We start from the raw sequence: 16,274 nt of genomic DNA, 5'->3' as shown, positions 1-16,274 counted from the left end.
AGCGCCCGGCCGGTCGGTTCTAGGCGCTGAGCGGGGCGGCGGTTACTCCGTAGCCGAGGTTGGTGAGGACTTCGCTGGTGGCTTTGGCGAAGTTCAAGGTGATGAAGTGGAGGCAGGGGGCGCCTTCTTCGGTGAGGCGCTCGGCCATTTCGGTGGCTATCTGGATGCCCTCGGCGCGCACGGCGGCGCGGTCTTCTTCCGGGCCGGTGCCTGCGGCGCGGGTGAGGCGGGCGACGACCTCGGGGGGAACGGGGCGGCCGCTGAGTTCCTCGGCGCGGGCGACGGTGCGCAGGGAGGTGATGGGCATCAGTTCGGGGATGATCGGTTTGGCGCCCTCGATGGGGTCCATGGCGATCACGCGGTCGCGCAGGCGCAGGTAGTGCTCGACGTCGAAGAACATCTGGGTGATCGAATACTCGGCTCCCGCACGGAGTTTCGCGGCCAGGTGGTGGGTGTCGTGGTCGAGGTCGGGTGAGCGGTGGTGACCCTGGGGGAACGAGGCGACGCCGACGTGGAAGTCGCCGAGATCGCGGACGATGCGGACCAGTTCCTCGGCGTATTCGACGCCGCCGGGGTGCTTGGCCCATTCGCCGAGCGGGTCGCCGGGCGGGTCGCCGCGCAGGACCAGGACATTGCAGATGCCGGAGTCGGCGTAGGAGCCGATCAGGGAGCGCAGTTCGGCGATGCTGTGGCCGACGGCGGTGAGGTGAGCGACCGGGAGCAGGGTGGTTTCCTGCGCGAGGGCACCGGTGATGCGCACGGTGCGGTCGCGGGTGGACCCACCCGCGCCGTAGGTCATCGACACGAAGGCGGGGTGCATGCGTTCGAACTCGCGGACCGCGCGCCACAATCGGGCCTCGCCCGCCTCGTCACGTGGAGGGTTGAACTCCACGGAGAACGGCACGCCGTTGCCCGAATGGGTGCGCAGACTCTGCACCACCGAGGGGGTGTTCGAGACGATCGACGGCCGCTGGGCGGGTCGATCTGGGGTCGAACTTCCCCGTCCATTGTCGAAATCCACCGGCTCAGTCTAGTGGGAGGCGATGGCTGCCCGGCACCGACTGGGAATCCGGCCATCGAACACCGGACAACGTGTCAAGCCGTATGGACGTGACCACGGCGGCTGAAGCCCGCCGAAACGCCGGGTGTGGGCTGCGTCGCAGCGGCCGTGTGCGCCGCGAGTGCGCCCAGCTCACCCGCGTATCGTTCGAGACGACGCAGGTGAGGCGCACCACCGAGTGCCCAACCAGTCCCGCTGTTCACCCACCTCGCCACTGGAGGCCGCCCTGTCCGCCGGAATCGGTACCCCACTCTCCCGGTCCGCCGCCGACGCGCTGAGCTCGGTCGATCTCGTCGCGCTGACACCGGGCACACCGGCCTTCGTCGCCGCTGTCGAACAGGTTCTGACCAGTTTCTTCGCCACCCGGCGTGAGATCGTCGAGCCGCTGGGGCCCGTGTTCGTCGATGCCGTCGAGGCGCTCGAGCAGTTCGTCGTTCGTGGTGGCAAGCGGACCCGGCCCGGCTTCGCGTGGACCGGGTGGCTCGGTGCGGGCGGCGACCCGGCCGGGCACGACGCGGCCGCGGTACTCACCGCCTGTTCGGCGCTGGAATTGGTGCAGGCGTGCGCGCTCGTGCACGACGACATCATCGACTCCTCGCGGACTCGGCGCGGGTACCCGACCGTGCACATCGACTTCGAGGACCGCCACGGGACGGCGGGCTGGCCCGGCGACGGCGCCGCCTACGGCTCGGCCGTCGCGATCCTGATCGGCGATCTCGCGCTGGCCTGGGCCGATGATCTGGTCCACGAAGCCGGGTTGAGCCCGCGGGCGCTGGCCAGGTTCGCGCCGGTGTGGGCGCGGATGCGGACCGAGGTACTCGGCGGACAGCTCCTCGACATCAACGGCGAGGCCGGTGGGGACGAATCGGTCGAGGCCGCCCTGCGGATCAACCGGTACAAAACGGCCGCGTACACGATCGAACGGCCGTTGCATCTCGGTGCGGCGCTGGCCGATGCCGACGAGGCGCTGGTGGACGCGTTGCGGATCTACGGGACCGATGTGGGGATCGCGTTCCAGTTGCGCGACGACCTGCTCGGGGTGTTCGGCGACCCGGCGGTGACGGGGAAGCCTTCGGGCGATGACCTGCGCGAAGGCAAGCGGACCGTGTTGATCGCGGAGGCGCTGCGCCGGGCCGATGCGGCCACCGCCGCGCTGATCCGGACGGGTCTTGGCACCGATCTCGACGATGCGGCTGTCGACCGGTTGCGCACGGTGCTCACCGACCTCGGCGCGGTCGACGACGTCGAACGGCGGATCACCGAGCTCACCGATACCGGGCTCGCCGCCATCGCGACCAGTTCGGCGACGCCGACGGCCAAGCAGTTGTTGCACGCCATGGCCCTGGCCGCCACTCGTCGCGCAGCCTGATAGGAAAAGTGTTGTGGGACAAGTGAATCACGTCGTCGTAGTCGGTGCCGGGCTGGCGGGGCTCGCGGCCGCGCTGCATCTGCGGGGCGCCGGACTCGAGGTGACGGTGCTGGAACGGGCCGATCATCCGGGCGGGCGGGTCGGGCGCTACCGGTTCGACGACTACGAGATCGACAGCGGCGCAACGGTACTCACCTTGCCGGAGGTGATCGACGACGCGCTGGCCGCGGTCGGGCACACGCGGGAGAGCGTCGACCTGCGCATCCACCGCCTCACCCCCGCCTATCACGCGCGCTTCGCCGACGGCAGCGACATCCGCGTCTTCGACGACGCCGACCAGATGGCCGCCGAGGTCGAAAACGCGTGCGGGCCTGCCGAAGCGCGCGCCTACCGGCGCCTGCGCGAGTGGCTCGGTCGCGTCTACGACGCCGAATTCGACGAGTTCATGAACGCGGACTTCGATTCGCCGCTCGATATGGTGCGCACGCCGCGTGCCAGGGCCGCGCTGGCCGCACTCGCCAAGCTCGGCGCGTTCGGCAAGTTGGGGCCGCGCGTGCGGTCCTATCTGCGCGATGAACGGCTGACCAGGCTTTTCACGTTCCAGGCGTTGTACGCGGGCATGTCACCGGACGACGCGCTGGCGATCTACGGCGCGATCCCGAACATGGACACCTGCCTCGGCGTCTACTTCCCCGAAGGGGGGATGCGCGCGATCACCACCGCACTCGCCGCCGCCTTCACCGATGCCGGTGGCCACCTCGTGCTGAACGCCGATGTGGCCGGTATCGACTACGCGACAAGCGCCCGTCCCGACGGGCTGCGGAACACCCGAGCGAGCGCGGCAACGACTGGTGGCGCCTGGGCCCGCGGCATCGGTGCGTCGACCCGTGGACGGCGCGCCGAAGCGGTCCGCACCACCGACGGCCGCACCCGCCCCTGCGATGCGGTCGTCCTGACGGCGGACATCGGCTCGCTGCCCCGCTTCGGCCTGCGCCACCGTCGCGGCCTGCGCGCTTCACCGTCGGCAGTAGTCGCGCACGGCACCATCCCCGCCGAGATCGCCGCGCAGTGGCCGGTGCAGGCGCATCACACCATCGATTTCGGCGCGGCCTGGGCGCGGACGTTCGACGAGATCGCCGCCCGCAAGGGTCGCGGGCAACTCATGAGCGATCCGTCGCTGCTGCTCACGAGGCCCGCGCTGACCGATCCCGGGCAGTTCGTCGACCGGGCGAGCGGGCGCTTCGAACCGCTGTCGGTGCTCGCACCCTGCCCCAACCTGACCGCGGCCCCGATCGACTGGGAACGGCTCGGCCCGGCCTACTTGCGCGAGCTGCTCGCGGTGCTGGAACAGCGCGGCTACACCGGCATCACCGAGCACTTGCGCGTCGACCACCTCGACACTCCCGCAACCTGGGCCGCCCAGGGCATGATCGCGGGCACCCCGTTCTCCATCGCACACGTATTCCGGCAGACCGGGCCCTTCCGGCCACGCAATCTGCCAAGGGGTGTGGACAACGTCGTTCTCGCAGGTTGCGGCACCACTCCGGGGGTGGGTGTACCCACCACACTGCTGTCGGGCAAGCTGGCCGCGGCACGAATCACCGGCAGCCGGGCGCGCACCGGTAGCGACCACCGGGTTAGTGTTCCAACTTGAAGCCGTAAACTGACGGCCGACTTATCAGCTCGCGGTTGCGACCGCCGACCATCCGGGGGGACCGACCGAACATGCCGCCCCCCGAGACAACCGTAGGCACCATGGACAACACGCGCACACTCGAGCGCCAGCGTCACCTACCCAGCGGGAGCGATCCCGGCGTCCGGACCTGGCTGCGTACCGCAGGTGAGTTCGCTCGCAGCCCCGAAGGCCACGCGGCGCTCATGGGATTCCTCGGCGCGGCCATGATCACCTTCGGTGGGTTCGGCGCAGGCGCTGTTCGCAAACGCGACCCACTGCTCGAAGCGCTGCACCTGTCCTGGCTTCGGTTCGGCCACGGGTACGCGCTGTCGACGATCGTGATCTGGATCGGCGTGCTGATGATGATCACCGCGTGGGTTCGGTTGGGCCGCACCACGATCGGTAAGGGTGAATCGACGGTCACGCTCAACGAGTTGCGCGCGATCGTCGGGATCTGGATCACGCCACTGCTGTTCGCGGCGCCGATGTTCAGCCGCGACTCCTACTCCTACCTCGCCCAGGGCGCCCTGTTGCGCGACGGTTTCGACCCCTATCAGGTGGGTCCCGTCGCCAATCCCGGCGTGCTGCTGGACAACGTGAGCCCGGTCTGGACCACCACCACCGCGCCGTACGGCCCCGTGTTCTTGTTGATGGGCCGCGCGATCACCTCGATCACCGGCGACAATGTGATCGCCGGAACCATCGCCCTTCGCTTCGCCATGCTGCCGGGGCTGGCGCTGATGATGTGGGCCGTGCCGTATCTGACCAAGCATCTCGGCGGCAAGCCGACGGTGGCGCTGTGGCTGGCGGTGCTCAACCCGCTGGTGCTGGTGCACCTGATCGGTGGCGTGCACAACGAGATGTTGATGGTCGGCCTGATGTGCGCGGGCATCGCGCTCGTGCTCGAACGCCATCATGTGGCGGGCATCGTGGTCGTCGCCATCGGTGTCGCGATCAAGGCGACCGCGGGTATCGCGCTGCCGTTCCTGGTGTGGATCTGGATTCTGCACGAGAAGGAACGACGAGCAGCCGAGCGTCGAGCCGCGGTGGATTCCGATGCCGCGCTCGCCGAGGAAAACAAACACCCCGACGCCGCAAGACCGTCCGCGGATATGCCGCACCCACTGTTCGTCTTCGCCAAGATCGCCGGAATCGGCGTCGGCGTGTTCGCGCTGGTATTCGGCGCGGCATCGGTGATCGCGGGAGTCGGCTTCGGCTGGGTCACCGCGTTGCAGGGGTCGAACAAGATCATCAACTGGCTGTCGCTGCCGACGATTCTCGCGCACATGGTCACCTGGGTGACCCCGCTGAATTTCGATTCGGTGCTGGATGTGACCCGCCTGCTGTGCCAGATCGCCATGGTCGCGTTGCTGGTCGCGACGTGGTGGCGGTTCCGGCACAGCGAACGTGAGGCTGTGATGGGCATCATCATCGCCTTCGTCGCGATCGTGCTGCTCTCCCCCGCCGCGCTGCCCTGGTACTACTCGTGGCCGCTGGCGCTGGCCGCCGGGTTCGCGCTGTCGACCAGGACGTTGATGTGGCTGGTCGGGATCTGCACGTGGCTGATGCTGGTGTTCCAGCCGGACGGGTCGATCGGGCTCTACAACTTCTGGCATGTCGCGCTGGCGACGTTCGCGGCCGTGGTCGCGGCGGTGTCGCTGCGCACCGTTGATCCGCTGCATCTGCGTTCGGCCAGCTCGAAGCCTGTTGCGACGGAATCGGCGCCGCCTGTTCGGGCATGAGCCCTCGCGCGGGCTTCGGCGAGACACCGTGAGCATGCGTACGGATATCCGTCCGCCGACCTCTGAGCTGGATGCGGCCTACGCGACCTGCCGGCGGATCGCCGCCGAGCACGGGCGCACCTACTACCTCGCGACCACGCTGCTCTCACCGGAGCGTCGACGGGCCGTACACGCGCTGTACGCCTTCGCGCGGATGGTCGATGACATCGTCGACCACGCCGACGATCCCGCCCGCGTTCTCGACCCGCGTGACGCCGCCCGGCGCACCCCGGACCAGCCCCACCTCGTCGCCGCCCGGCGCACCCCGGACCAGCCCCACCTCGTCGCCGCCCGGCGCACCTCGGACCCGGCCCACCTCGTCGCGGTCCCCGGCACCCAGCTCGACACCGGCCCCGCGCAGCTCACCGAATCATCCTCCGGCAGGCGGCACGGCCCTAGTGACTCCGCGCAGGCCGTCTCCCCCGCTCAACACCTCGACCTCGTCGAGAAACAGCTGCGCCTAGCCCTCGAACACGGCGACATCGATACCGGCGACCTCCGCCGCCGCCAGATCGTCACCGCGGCCGCCGACACCGTCACCCGCTACGACATCGCGCACACCCACATCTGGACGTTCCTCGACGCGATGCGCATGGACGTCCCCGGTACGGCCACCCACCGCACCCGCTACGCCACGATGAGCGAGCTCCGCGAGTACATGCGTGGGTCCGCCGCCGCGATCGGCCTGCAGCTCCTACCGGTCCTCGGCACCGTCGTCCCCGTCGCCGATGCCGAGCCGGCCGCGGCTGCCCTCGGCGAAGCCTTCCAGCTCACCAACTTCCTGCGCGATGTCGCCGAAGACCTCGACCGCGACCGCATCTACCTCCCCGCCGACGAGCTGAAAGCTTTCGGTGTCGACGAAGCCCACCTACGCACCTGCCACGTTCACGGCCACACCGACGCTCCCGTGCGCCGCGCCCTGGCCCACCTGATCGCCGTCAACCGCGACATCTACCGGCAGGCTGTCCCCGGCATCGCACTGCTCGCCCCTCGGGTGCGTCCCGCGATCGCCACCGCCGCCACCCTCTACGCCGAAATCCTCGACCGCATCGAAGCCGCCGACTACCAGGTCTTCACCACCCGGGCCACGGTTCCCCGCCGTCGCCGAATCGTGGTCGCCGCCAAGGGTTTAACCACCCCGACCGGCCACCGCTAGTCCTCGGCCGAGGCGAACTCGCGCTACGGACTCCGGTGCCGCCCTGGTGAACCCGTTCGAACCGGTGTGACGCTCAGAAGGGTTCGGCGTGGGCGCGGCGGACTACCTCGCGGGCCAGGTGGCCGTGCAGGGCGTCGACGGGGCGACCGGGAAGCGAGGGGTCATCGGTGTAGAGCCACTCGAGGATGTCCTCGTTGCTGTACTTGCCGTCACGCATGACGGTGATCACGCCGGGGAGCATGCGGACGATCTCGTCTTCGGAGTCGAAGAAGCGGGACGGAATGCCGGGGACCCCGTTGCGGCGGACCGCGAGGATCTGGTAGTCACGCAGCAGTTGGTGCACCGAGGTGACCGGGATGCCGAGTATGTCGGCCGCCTCGGGGAGCGAGACGATGGTTTCGGTGTCGGGCAGCACGTCGTCGCCGCAGGGGAAGGAACTCACCCCACAACGGTAGTACGTGTCGGGCGGCACGCATCGTCTGGCATGCCGAGGACACCCGGTTACGATCGTGGTGGCCGCACCCGGCGGCCGGTTGAATGCCGGAGGACATCACTTGATCGGCCAGATGCTGGAAGGGCGCTATCGCATCGATGCGCCGATCGCTCGCGGCGGGATGTCGATGGTGTTCCGCGGGACCGACACCCGGCTCGATCGCCCCGTGGCGATCAAGGTGATGGACCCGAAGTTCGCCGGCGACCCGCAGTTCCTCAGCCGTTTCGAGTTCGAGGCGCGGGCGGTGGCCAAGCTCAAGCATCCGTCGCTGGTCGCGGTGTACGACCAGGGCATCGACGGCGAATACCCGTTCCTGATCATGGAATTGGTCGAGGGCGGCACGCTGCGTGAGCTGCTGCGCGAACGCGGGCCGATGCCGCCACACGCCGTGCGCGCCGTGGCCGAGCCGGTGCTGCGCGCGATCGGCACCGCCCACGACGCCGGCCTGGTGCACCGCGATGTGAAGCCCGAGAACGTGCTGATCTCCGACGTGGGCGAGGTGAAGATCGCCGACTTCGGCCTGGTCCGTGCCGTGGCCGCGGCCAACACCACCTCCGCGAGCGTGATTCTCGGCACAGCCGCCTACCTCTCCCCCGAGCAGGTCACCACCGGCACCGCCGACGCCCGCAGTGACGTGTACTCCTTCGGCGTCCTGATCTTCGAACTGCTCACCGGGCGGGTGCCGTTCACCGGCGACAACTCGCTGTCGGTGGCCTATCAGCGGGTCGAGAACGATGTGCCCGCGCCGAGCAATTTCATCGGTGGCGTACCGCCCGAGTTCGACGAGCTGGTCGCCAGAGCCACCTCCCGCGACCCCGCGCAGCGTTTCGCCGACGCCAACGAGATGGCCGCGACACTGCAGTCGATCGCGATGGAACTGAACCTGCCGCCGTATCGGGTGCCCGCGCCACGTGATTCGGCCGAACATCTCAGCGAGAGCTACCAGACCGGCGCCGCGCATCATCCCGGCGAGCGCCCGCACACGCCGAATCCCGTTGCCGCACATCATTCCCCCGCACCGGAACCGCATCACACCAGGGTGGTGACCGCGCCGCGCCCGCGGCAGGAGGAATACTCCCCGATACCCGCGGCCACCGCGTTCGGCGACAGCCATGCCCGCCGAACAGGTTTGGTGTGGGTGGGCATCGTCACCGCGCTGACCCTGCTGGTCGGCATCGGCGGCTGGTGGCTCGGTGTCGGCCGCTACAGCGCGGTGCCGCCGATCGCGGGCATGGACTCCGAGCGGGCCGTCGCGGTCCTGCAGGAGGCCGGTTTCGAGACACAGATGCGCCAGAAGGCTTCCGACACCATTCCCGTGGGCGGGGTGGTGGGCACCGACCCGTCGGCCGGGTCACGGGTGACCAAGAGCACTACGATCGCGGTGCTGATCTCCAACGGCAAACCGCGGGTGCCCGATATCAAGGCCGGCGATCAGATCAGTGCCGTCAACCAGGCGATCCGCGACGGCGGACTGCAGCCGATCGACGCGGGCGAGGCCGCCAGCACGGCGCCGAAGGGTTCACTGGCGAAGGTGGAGCCCGCACCGGGCACGATCCTGCCGATGGGCGGGCAGGTGAAGGTGTACCGCAGCAAGGGCTCTCAGCCGGTGAACGTGCCCGATGTGCGGGGCAAGACGGCCGAAGAGGCGGCCGCCGCGCTGACCACCGCGGGCCTGATCGTTCGCGAGACGCGCGTGCAGTACGACAAGAACGTCGAGGGCGACAAGGCGATCGCGACCGAGCCCGCTGTCGGCACCACGCTGCAATCGGGCGACACCATCACCCTGATCGTGTCGAACGCGGTGAAGGTCCCCAATGTGATGGGTCAGAGCGTCGGCAATGCCCGCTCGAAGCTGCAACAGCTCGGCCTGCGGGTGGAGGTCAAGTCCCTCACCGATTCCGACAGTTCCCTGGTCATCGGCCAGGTGCCGGGCTTCAGCTCGAATGTGGAGGCGGGCAGCGTCGTGACGCTCACCGCCCTGCCTTGAAGGGGCAAGGATCCCGAGAAGGACAAGGAAAAGCCCGGGCGCGGTCCTCGCTGACCGCACCCAGCCCCACACGACCCGACCTCGAGGAGGGTCCGCCGACGCAGTCGGCGGTTCGCGCCCGTCCCGTCGATCAGGTGCCGTTGCGTAGGCGACGAAGGAGCAAGCAACGGTGCCTGATCGACGGGACACAAGGGGGCGCGAACTCGAGCGCGCCAGCGCTCCAGAGTTACCGCAGCATCTCTGCGACCAGGAACGACAGTTCCAGGGACTGCTGGGTGTTCAGTCTGGGGTCGCAGGCGGTTTCGTAGCGGCCGCCGAGGTCGAGGTCGGAGATGTCCTGGGCGCCGCCGAGGCACTCGGTGACGTTCTCGCCGGTCAGCTCGATGTGCAGGCCGCCGGGGTGGGTACCGAGGGCATGGTGCACCTCGAAGAAGCCCTGGACTTCGTCGACGATGCGGTCGAAGTGACGGGTCTTGAAACCGGTGGACGACTCGTGGGTGTTGCCGTGCATGGGGTCGCACTGCCAGATGACCTGGTGGCCGGTGGCCTGCACCTTCTCGATGATCGGCGGCAGCACGTCGCGCACCTTGCCGTTGCCCATGCGGGCGACCAGGGTGAGCCGGCCCGGCTCGTTGTTCGGGTCGAGCCGCTCGACGTACTCCACGGCCAGTTCCGGCGTGGTGGTCGGCCCGATCTTGAGGCCGATCGGGTTCGCGAGGAGTTCGGCCAGCGCGATGTGGGCACCGTCGAGCTGACGGGTGCGCTCACCGATCCACAGGAAGTGCGCGGACAGGTCGTAGAGCAGCGGTTCGCCGGTCTCGGACTCGCTCAGCCGCAGCATCGCGCGCTCGTAGTCCAGCACCAGCGCCTCGTGCGAGGCGTAGATACGCGCGGTCTTCAAGCTCGGGTCGTTGACCTGACAGGCGGCCATGAAGCGCAGGCCGCGGTCGATCTCCTCGGCCAGCGTCTCGTAGCGCGCGCCCGCGGGCGACTGGGCGACGAAATCGCGGTTCCAGTCGTGCAGGCGGTGCAGGTCGGCGGTGCCCGCGCTGGTCAGCGCGCGTACCAGGTTCATCGCGGCGCTGGCGTTGGCGTAGGCGCGCACCAGGCGCGAGGGGTCGTGACGGCGCAGCGCCTCGTCGGCGACGAGGGAGTTCACCATGTCGCCACGGTAGGAGGTCAGGCCGAGTGCGTCGGTGTCGGACGAGCGCGGCTTGGCGTACTGGCCCGCGATCCGCGCCACCTTCACCACCGGCATGCTCGCGCCGTAGGTGAGCACGACCGCCATCTGCAGCAGCGTGCGGATATTGCCGCGGATGTGGGGTTCGGTGTTGTCGGCGAAGGTCTCCGCGCAGTCACCACCCTGCATGAGGAAGGCTTCACCGCGGGCCACGGCGGCCAGCTGCCCCTTGAGGTCCTCGACCTCGGCAGGCAGGCAGATCGGCGGCACGCTCTCCAGCACGGTGCGCATGGTGGCGGCCTCGTCGGCGTCCCACGACGGTTGCTGCAGGGCGGGCCGGGCCAGCGCGGCATCGAGGCGGCCACGCAGTTCGGCGGGCAGCGGCGGCAGTTCCGGCAGGCGATCAATGGGTACGTCGACGGTCCAGGTCACCAGATAAGAATACGGCCCGCGCACCCGGGCGAATATCCGGCGTACCCACCGACCCGTGCGCAGTGCGCGCGAAGTACCGACATAGGGTTTCGACGACACCTCGTGGGTCCATCGCCCGTCGCGCCGGAGCCCCACGAGCAACCCACCGGCACGAAGAGGCGATCTCCCTGCGATATTTCTACGATTCGGAATTCATCGAGGACGGCTCGACGATCGACCTGATCTCGATCGGCGTCGTCTGTGAGGACGGCCGCGAGTATTACGCGGTATCCACCGAATTCGATGAGCGGCGGGCCGGGCCGTGGGTGCGCAAGCACGTCCTCCCGAAACTGCCGCCCGCCGGGTCGCCGCTGTATCGCACCAGGGAACAGATCCGCGACGACCTGTTCAAGTTCTTCCTGCCACGGCCGAGCGTGCTGCCGGAGCTGTGGGCGTGGGTCGGCGCGTACGACCACGTGGCGCTGTGCCAGCTGTGGGGCGATATGACCGCGCTGCCCAAGAACATGCCGCGCTACACCAACGAACTGCGCCAGCACTGGGCCGTCAACGGCAGCCCTCCCCTGCCGCCGATCCCCGACGACGCCCACGACGCGCTCGCCGACGCCCGGCACAACCTGGCCAAGTTCGAGGCCATCGAGGCCTTCCGCCGCACACCGCGTCTGTAGAAAGCGAAGGCCCCGAGTCGAATTCGACTCGGGGCCTTTGTGCTGTCGGTCAGTGACCGGACGGCTCGCTGTTGTTGGCGATCGCCTGCTGTTCGGCGAGGACGGTGAGCATCCGGTGCTCCTCGGCCTCCTCGATCTCGACCCAAGCCTCGCCCTCGGCCTTGGGATCGGCCTTCAGGAAGCTACCGGTACCCGGCTTGCCCGCCGAACCCAGCTTGTTCATCTTCTTGGGCACCGGGGCGCCCTGGTATTCCAGCGGGATGGCGTGGCCGTGTGCGTCGACCCCACCCAGCGGCTGGTGCACCTCGATGTACTCACCGTGCGGCAGACGCTTGATCACACCGGTTTCGATGCCGTGCTCGAGCACCGCCCGGTCACTGCGCTGCAGACCGATGCAGAACCGGTAGGTCACGAAGTACGCGATCGGCGGCAGCAGCAGCACGCCGATACGACCGATCCAGGTGGTCGCGTTCAGCGAGATGTCGAACTTCAGCGCGATGATGTCGTTGACACACGACAGCGTGAGCACCACGTAGAACGCGATGGCCATCGCGCCGATCGCGGTACGCACCGGCACGTCACGCGGACGCTGGAGCAGGTTGTGATGCGCCGAGGTGTCGTTGGTGAGGCGCTTCTCGATCCACGGGTAGGCGATCAGCAGGGTGAACACCAGGCCCATCACCAGCGCGACCCAGAACGCCGCCGGGATCGTGTAGTTGCCGATGTAGATCTCCCAGGCAGGCATCAGACGCGCCATACCGTCGGTCCACATCATGTAGAAGTCGGGCTGTGAACCCGCCGACACCTGAGAGGGGTTGTACGGACCGAGGTTCCAGATCGGGTTGATCTGCAGCACACCGCCCATGATGCCGACGATGCCGAGGGTGAACGCGAAGAACGCGCCCTGATCGGCGGCGAACACCGGGATGATGCGCGCGCCGACCACGTTGTGCTCGGTGCGGGCCGGTCCGGGGAACTGGGTGTGCTTCTGGTACCAGACCAGCGCGACGTGCGCGCCGATCAGCGCCAGGATGATGCCGGGCAGCAGCAACACGTGCGCGATGTAGAGACGCGGGATGATGATGTCGCCGGGGAAATCGCCGCCGAACATCAGCCAGTGCATCCAGGTACCGATGACCGGCATACCGATGGTGATACCGGAGAACGCGGCGCGCAGACCGGTACCGGAGAGCAGGTCGTCGGGCAGCGAGTAGCCGAAGAAGCCCTCGAACATCGCCAGGATCAGCAGCAGCGAGCCGATCACCCAGTTCGCCTCACGCGGCTTGCGGAACGCGCCGGTGAAGAAGATGCGGAACAGGTGGATGATGATCGACGCCGCGAACAGCAGGGCCGCCCAGTGGTGGATCTGCCGGACGAACAGACCGCCGCGCACCTCGAAGGAGATGTTCAGCGCGGTCTCGTACGCCCGCGACATGCCGACACCGCGCAGCGGCTGGTAGGCACCGTCGTAGACCACGTGGGTCATCGACGGGTCGAAGAACAGCGTCAGATACACACCCGACAGCAGCAGGATGATGAACGCGTAGAGCGCGATCTCACCCAGCAGGAACGACCAGTGGGTCGGGAAGACCTTGTTGATCGACCGTTTCACGAACGCGGCGGCGCGATACCGCTCGTCCATCTCGTTGGCCTGGTTGGCGGCCATATCTCCCAAGCTCATGAACGACGCTCCCAGAAGGCCGGGCCGAGCGGCTCGATGAAGTCGCCCGCGGCGACCAGGAAGCCCTCGGAGTTGACGGTGATCGGCAGCTGAGGCAGTGCGCGGGCGGCAGGACCGAAGACCGGCTTACCCCACTCGGTCGCGGAGAACTGCGACTGGTGGCAGGGGCACAGGATCCGGTTGGTCTGCTGCTCGAACAACGAGGTGGGGCAGCCGAGGTGGGTGCAGATCTTCGAGTAGGCGAAGTAGTCGCCGAAGTTGAAGCTCTCCTGGCCCTTACGCTTGATCGCCTTCTCCGCATCTTCGGTGCGCAGACGGATCATCATGACCGCGTTGCGGATACCGCGCAGCGACTGCAGGGTCTCGTGCGCATCCCCGCGCCACTTCTCTTTCCACGGGAAGACGGTTTCCATCGAGCCCGCGTCGAGATCCTCGGGACGGACCAGCACGATGTCGTTGGGGCGGCCGGTGTCGCGACGGATGTAGATGGTCTCGCCCGGGTAGTCCGGGGTCCAGCCCGACACCCACAGCGGCGACTTCTCCCGCTTCGCCCACGGGTTCTTCACCATGCCGCCGACGAACACCAGCAGCGCGCCGATACCGAGCACGCCGACACCGGCGCCCGCGGTACCGAGCATCATCTTGCGGCGCCCCAGGGTGGAGGTGTCGAGCGCGTCCTGCAGCTCGGCTGCCAGGGTGCGGCGCTCGACCTCGTCGGACGGGCCGTCGTGGCGCTGCTGGATGGAGATCTCCGCGGGGATGAACCGCTTGCGGATCAGCACCACCGCGATACCGATGACCAGCACCGAGATGCCGAAGGTCAGGCCGACGAGCGGGGTGTACAGCGAATAGGCGGCGTGGCCCTCGTCGCCGTAGCCCTTCCACTCCCACGGCCAGAACAGGAAGACACCGATGAGCGCGGCAGCGGCAAGGCCGGAGATGGCGAACCAGAACGTGACCGCACGTTCGGCGCGCTTCTCGGCCTTGGTGCCCGGCACCGGCCACCGCTCGTTGCGGTAGACAACATCGACGTCGTCGCGTTTGGCGCCGAGCTCAGCCAGCTCGGCGGTCGACATCGCGTCGAGTTCGTCTTCGGTGGGTTCGCGACCCATGTCGCTGTGCTCCTGTCCACTCATGGCTGCATCCAATTCGTCATGCTCGGGCGCGCCGCGTGGTTACGCTGCGCTGCCGCCTTCGCGCGCTGACCGATCATGACCGCGAACCGATCCACATCGCGGCGCCGACAACGGCGGTGATGCCGATGACCCAGATGGCGAGGCCTTCGGTGGCCGGACCGAAACCGCCGAGATCCCAGCCGCCGGGCGACCTCTCCTCGGCGGAGTTCTTGACATAGGCGACGATGTCGCGCTTCTCCTCCGACGTCAGCTGCCGGTCGGAGAACTTGGGCATGTTCTGCGGGCCGGTGACCATCGCCTGGTAGATCTGCTGCTCGCTGGCCTCGGCCAGCGGCGGCGCGAACTTGCCACTGGACAGCGCGCCACCACGGCCGGTGAAGTTATGGCAGGAGGCGCAGTTCATGCGGAACAGCTCCGAACCACGGGCGATGTCGTCACCGCGCAGCGATTCCTGGGCGATCTCGCCGTTGGCGTCGCGGATCACCGAGGGGCCACCGCCGTTGGCGGCGACGTAGGCGCCGAGCGCGTCGGTCTGGTGCGCGTCGAACTTCACCGGCTTACGCTCGGCCTGAGCGCTGTTCAATGCCATCGGCATACGGCCGGAGGAGACCTGGAAGTAGACCGCGGCCTCGCCGACGCCGATCAGGCTCGGGCCGCGATCGGCGACACCCTGCAGGTTCGCGCCGTGGCACGTGACGCAGGAGGTGTCGTAGAGCTGCTTGCCCTCGCGAATGAGCGCGGACTGGTCTTCGTTCGCGGTTGCGACCTGCGGCTCTGGGGTGAGCGCGGTAGCCAGGAAGCCGGCTCCGACCAGGCCGATCATCAGCGCGAGAGCACCCGCGATACGACGGCGGGCGCGGCGCTGTTTACGCGCCTGCTTAGCGGCCTTGGCGGCCTGCCCGTTGCCGGGGCCGGCGGGCTCTGGGGCCGACGGGGGAGATGAACTCATCTGTGTCCCTTTGGAGTAGACGGAACCGACTTGTGCAAATGCTGAGTGTGCGCCGCGCGCTAACGGACGAAGTAGATCGTGGCGAACAGCCCGATCCAGACGATGTCGACGAAGTGCCAGTAGTAGGACACCACGATCGCGGCGGTGGCCTGGGCCGGCGTGAACTTGCTCAGTGTGGTGCGGACGAGCAGGAACACGAACGCGATCAGACCGCCGATCACGTGCAGACCGTGGAAACCGGTGGTGATGTAGAAAACCGAGCCGTACGAGCTGCCGGCGATCGAAGTTCCCTCCTCCACCAGGTGGTAGTACTCGTAGCCCTGCCCGGCGACGAAGAACGTGCCCATCAGCAGGGTGATCGTGTACCAGCGGCGAAGGCCGAACACGTCGCCCTTCTCCGCGGCGAACACACCCATCTGGCAGGTGAACGAGGACGCGATCAGCACGGCCGTCACCGGAATCGCGAGCTTCATGTTCAGCTCGGTCGGCTCCGGGGGCCAGTGCCCGTGCGCCTGCGCGCGAGCAACGAAGTACATGGCGAACAGCCCGGCGAAGAACATCAGCTCGCTAGACAGCCAGATGATGGTTCCGACGCTGACCATGTTGGGCCGGTTCAGCGAATGCACACGCTGAGTAATGGCCGATCCTGGGGTGCCTACTGCGGTCGTCACGGGGTAAGTATGACTCTTCGTAGTACGACACATGTACCC

Annotated in this window: 13 protein-coding genes; 6 read left to right on the top strand and 7 right to left on the bottom strand. The window is 68.1% G+C overall.

The genetic code is table 11. The features are described from left to right. Positions 1-19 precede the first annotated feature (19 nt). On the bottom strand, positions 20-1,021 hold the full coding sequence (locus tag ACQHI0_RS04510) for a methylenetetrahydrofolate reductase (RefSeq protein ID WP_427906662.1): 1,002 nt from the start codon (positions 1,019-1,021) through the stop codon (positions 20-22). Positions 1,022-1,274: 253 nt separating this feature from the next. Here ACQHI0_RS04510 and ACQHI0_RS04505 point away from each other — a divergent pair, with 253 nt between their 5' ends. The 4 genes from ACQHI0_RS04505 to ACQHI0_RS04490 all read left to right on the top strand — a co-directional run bounded on the left by ACQHI0_RS04505 (position 1,275) and on the right by ACQHI0_RS04490 (position 7,041). Further along, positions 1,275-2,429, top strand: a complete 1,155-nt coding sequence (locus tag ACQHI0_RS04505; RefSeq protein WP_427909079.1) for a polyprenyl synthetase family protein — start codon at positions 1,275-1,277, stop codon at positions 2,427-2,429. 13 nt (positions 2,430-2,442) lie between these two features. Further along, positions 2,443-4,083 (top strand): phytoene desaturase family protein, encoded by a 1,641-nt coding sequence (gene crtI / locus ACQHI0_RS04500; protein ID WP_427906661.1) that lies wholly within the window; start codon positions 2,443-2,445, stop codon positions 4,081-4,083. A 101-nt stretch (positions 4,084-4,184) separates the two neighbouring features. Next, positions 4,185-5,846 (top strand): alpha-(1->6)-mannopyranosyltransferase A, encoded by a 1,662-nt coding sequence (locus ACQHI0_RS04495; RefSeq protein WP_427906660.1) that lies wholly within the window; start codon positions 4,185-4,187, stop codon positions 5,844-5,846. Between the two features lie 34 nt (positions 5,847-5,880). Then, on the top strand, positions 5,881-7,041 hold the full coding sequence (locus ACQHI0_RS04490) for a phytoene/squalene synthase family protein (RefSeq protein WP_427906659.1): 1,161 nt from the start codon (positions 5,881-5,883) through the stop codon (positions 7,039-7,041). A 73-nt stretch (positions 7,042-7,114) separates the two neighbouring features. On the opposite strand, the gene ACQHI0_RS04485 is transcribed toward ACQHI0_RS04490, so the two are convergent. Next, complete coding sequence (locus ACQHI0_RS04485) at positions 7,115-7,483, bottom strand: Rv2175c family DNA-binding protein (protein WP_427906658.1); 369 nt, start codon at positions 7,481-7,483, stop codon at positions 7,115-7,117. A 124-nt stretch (positions 7,484-7,607) separates the two neighbouring features. On the opposite strand from ACQHI0_RS04485, the gene pknB reads away from it, so the two are divergent. Next, positions 7,608-9,521, top strand: coding sequence for a Stk1 family PASTA domain-containing Ser/Thr kinase (pknB, locus tag ACQHI0_RS04480; RefSeq protein ID WP_427909078.1), 1,914 nt, complete (start codon positions 7,608-7,610; stop codon positions 9,519-9,521). Between the two features lie 226 nt (positions 9,522-9,747). On the opposite strand, the gene ACQHI0_RS04475 is transcribed toward pknB, so the two are convergent. Next, positions 9,748-11,133 carry a class II 3-deoxy-7-phosphoheptulonate synthase gene (locus tag ACQHI0_RS04475; RefSeq protein ID WP_427906657.1) on the bottom strand — a complete coding sequence of 462 codons (1,386 nt, stop codon included), beginning with the start codon at positions 11,131-11,133 and terminating at the stop codon, positions 9,748-9,750. A 167-nt stretch (positions 11,134-11,300) separates the two neighbouring features. On the opposite strand from ACQHI0_RS04475, the gene ACQHI0_RS04470 reads away from it, so the two are divergent. Further along, entirely contained in the window at positions 11,301-11,798 is a 498-nt protein-coding gene (locus ACQHI0_RS04470) for a polyadenylate-specific 3'-exoribonuclease AS (protein WP_427909077.1), read from the top strand. Positions 11,799-11,847: 49 nt separating this feature from the next. Here the strand turns inward: ACQHI0_RS04470 and ACQHI0_RS04465 are convergent, their stop codons facing one another. The 4 genes from ACQHI0_RS04465 to ACQHI0_RS04450 all read right to left on the bottom strand — a co-directional run bounded on the left by ACQHI0_RS04465 (position 11,848) and on the right by ACQHI0_RS04450 (position 16,235). After that, positions 11,848-13,479, bottom strand: coding sequence for a cytochrome b (locus ACQHI0_RS04465; RefSeq protein WP_427906656.1), 1,632 nt, complete (start codon positions 13,477-13,479; stop codon positions 11,848-11,850). Then, positions 13,476-14,615 carry a ubiquinol-cytochrome c reductase iron-sulfur subunit gene (locus ACQHI0_RS04460; protein ID WP_427906655.1) on the bottom strand — a complete coding sequence of 380 codons (1,140 nt, stop codon included), beginning with the start codon at positions 14,613-14,615 and terminating at the stop codon, positions 13,476-13,478. The genes ACQHI0_RS04465 and ACQHI0_RS04460 overlap by 4 nt, the downstream gene beginning before the upstream one ends. A 73-nt stretch (positions 14,616-14,688) precedes the next feature. After that, positions 14,689-15,564: a c-type cytochrome gene (locus ACQHI0_RS04455; protein ID WP_427906654.1), complete on the bottom strand. Its 876-nt coding sequence runs from the start codon at positions 15,562-15,564 to the stop codon at positions 14,689-14,691. A gap of 59 nt (positions 15,565-15,623) precedes the next feature. Beyond that, entirely contained in the window at positions 15,624-16,235 is a 612-nt protein-coding gene (locus ACQHI0_RS04450; RefSeq protein WP_427906653.1) for a cytochrome c oxidase subunit 3, read from the bottom strand. Between the last annotated feature and the right edge of the window lie 39 nt (positions 16,236-16,274).

Origin of the sequence: Nocardia sp. FBN12, from assembly GCF_050320175.1 — a bacterium.
Taxonomy (GTDB): Bacteria; Actinomycetota; Actinomycetes; order Mycobacteriales; family Mycobacteriaceae; genus Nocardia.
The sequence above is the reverse complement of the archived record's forward strand: the minus strand, read 5'-3'. Positions and strand labels throughout refer to the sequence as shown.

Coding starts and splice junctions, on each gene's coding strand:
- ACQHI0_RS04465 (WP_427906656.1), bottom strand. CDS start 13,479: ATGAGCTTGGGAGATATGGCCGCCAACCAGGCCAACGAGATGGACGAG.
- ACQHI0_RS04455 (WP_427906654.1), bottom strand. CDS start 15,564: ATGAGTTCATCTCCCCCGTCGGCCCCAGAGCCCGCCGGCCCCGGCAAC.
- pknB (WP_427909078.1), top strand. CDS start 7,608: ATGCTGGAAGGGCGCTATCGCATCGATGCGCCGATCGCTCGCGGCGGG.
- ACQHI0_RS04495 (WP_427906660.1), top strand. CDS start 4,185: ATGGACAACACGCGCACACTCGAGCGCCAGCGTCACCTACCCAGCGGG.
- ACQHI0_RS04460 (WP_427906655.1), bottom strand. CDS start 14,615: ATGAGTGGACAGGAGCACAGCGACATGGGTCGCGAACCCACCGAAGAC.
- ACQHI0_RS04490 (WP_427906659.1), top strand. CDS start 5,881: ATGCGTACGGATATCCGTCCGCCGACCTCTGAGCTGGATGCGGCCTAC.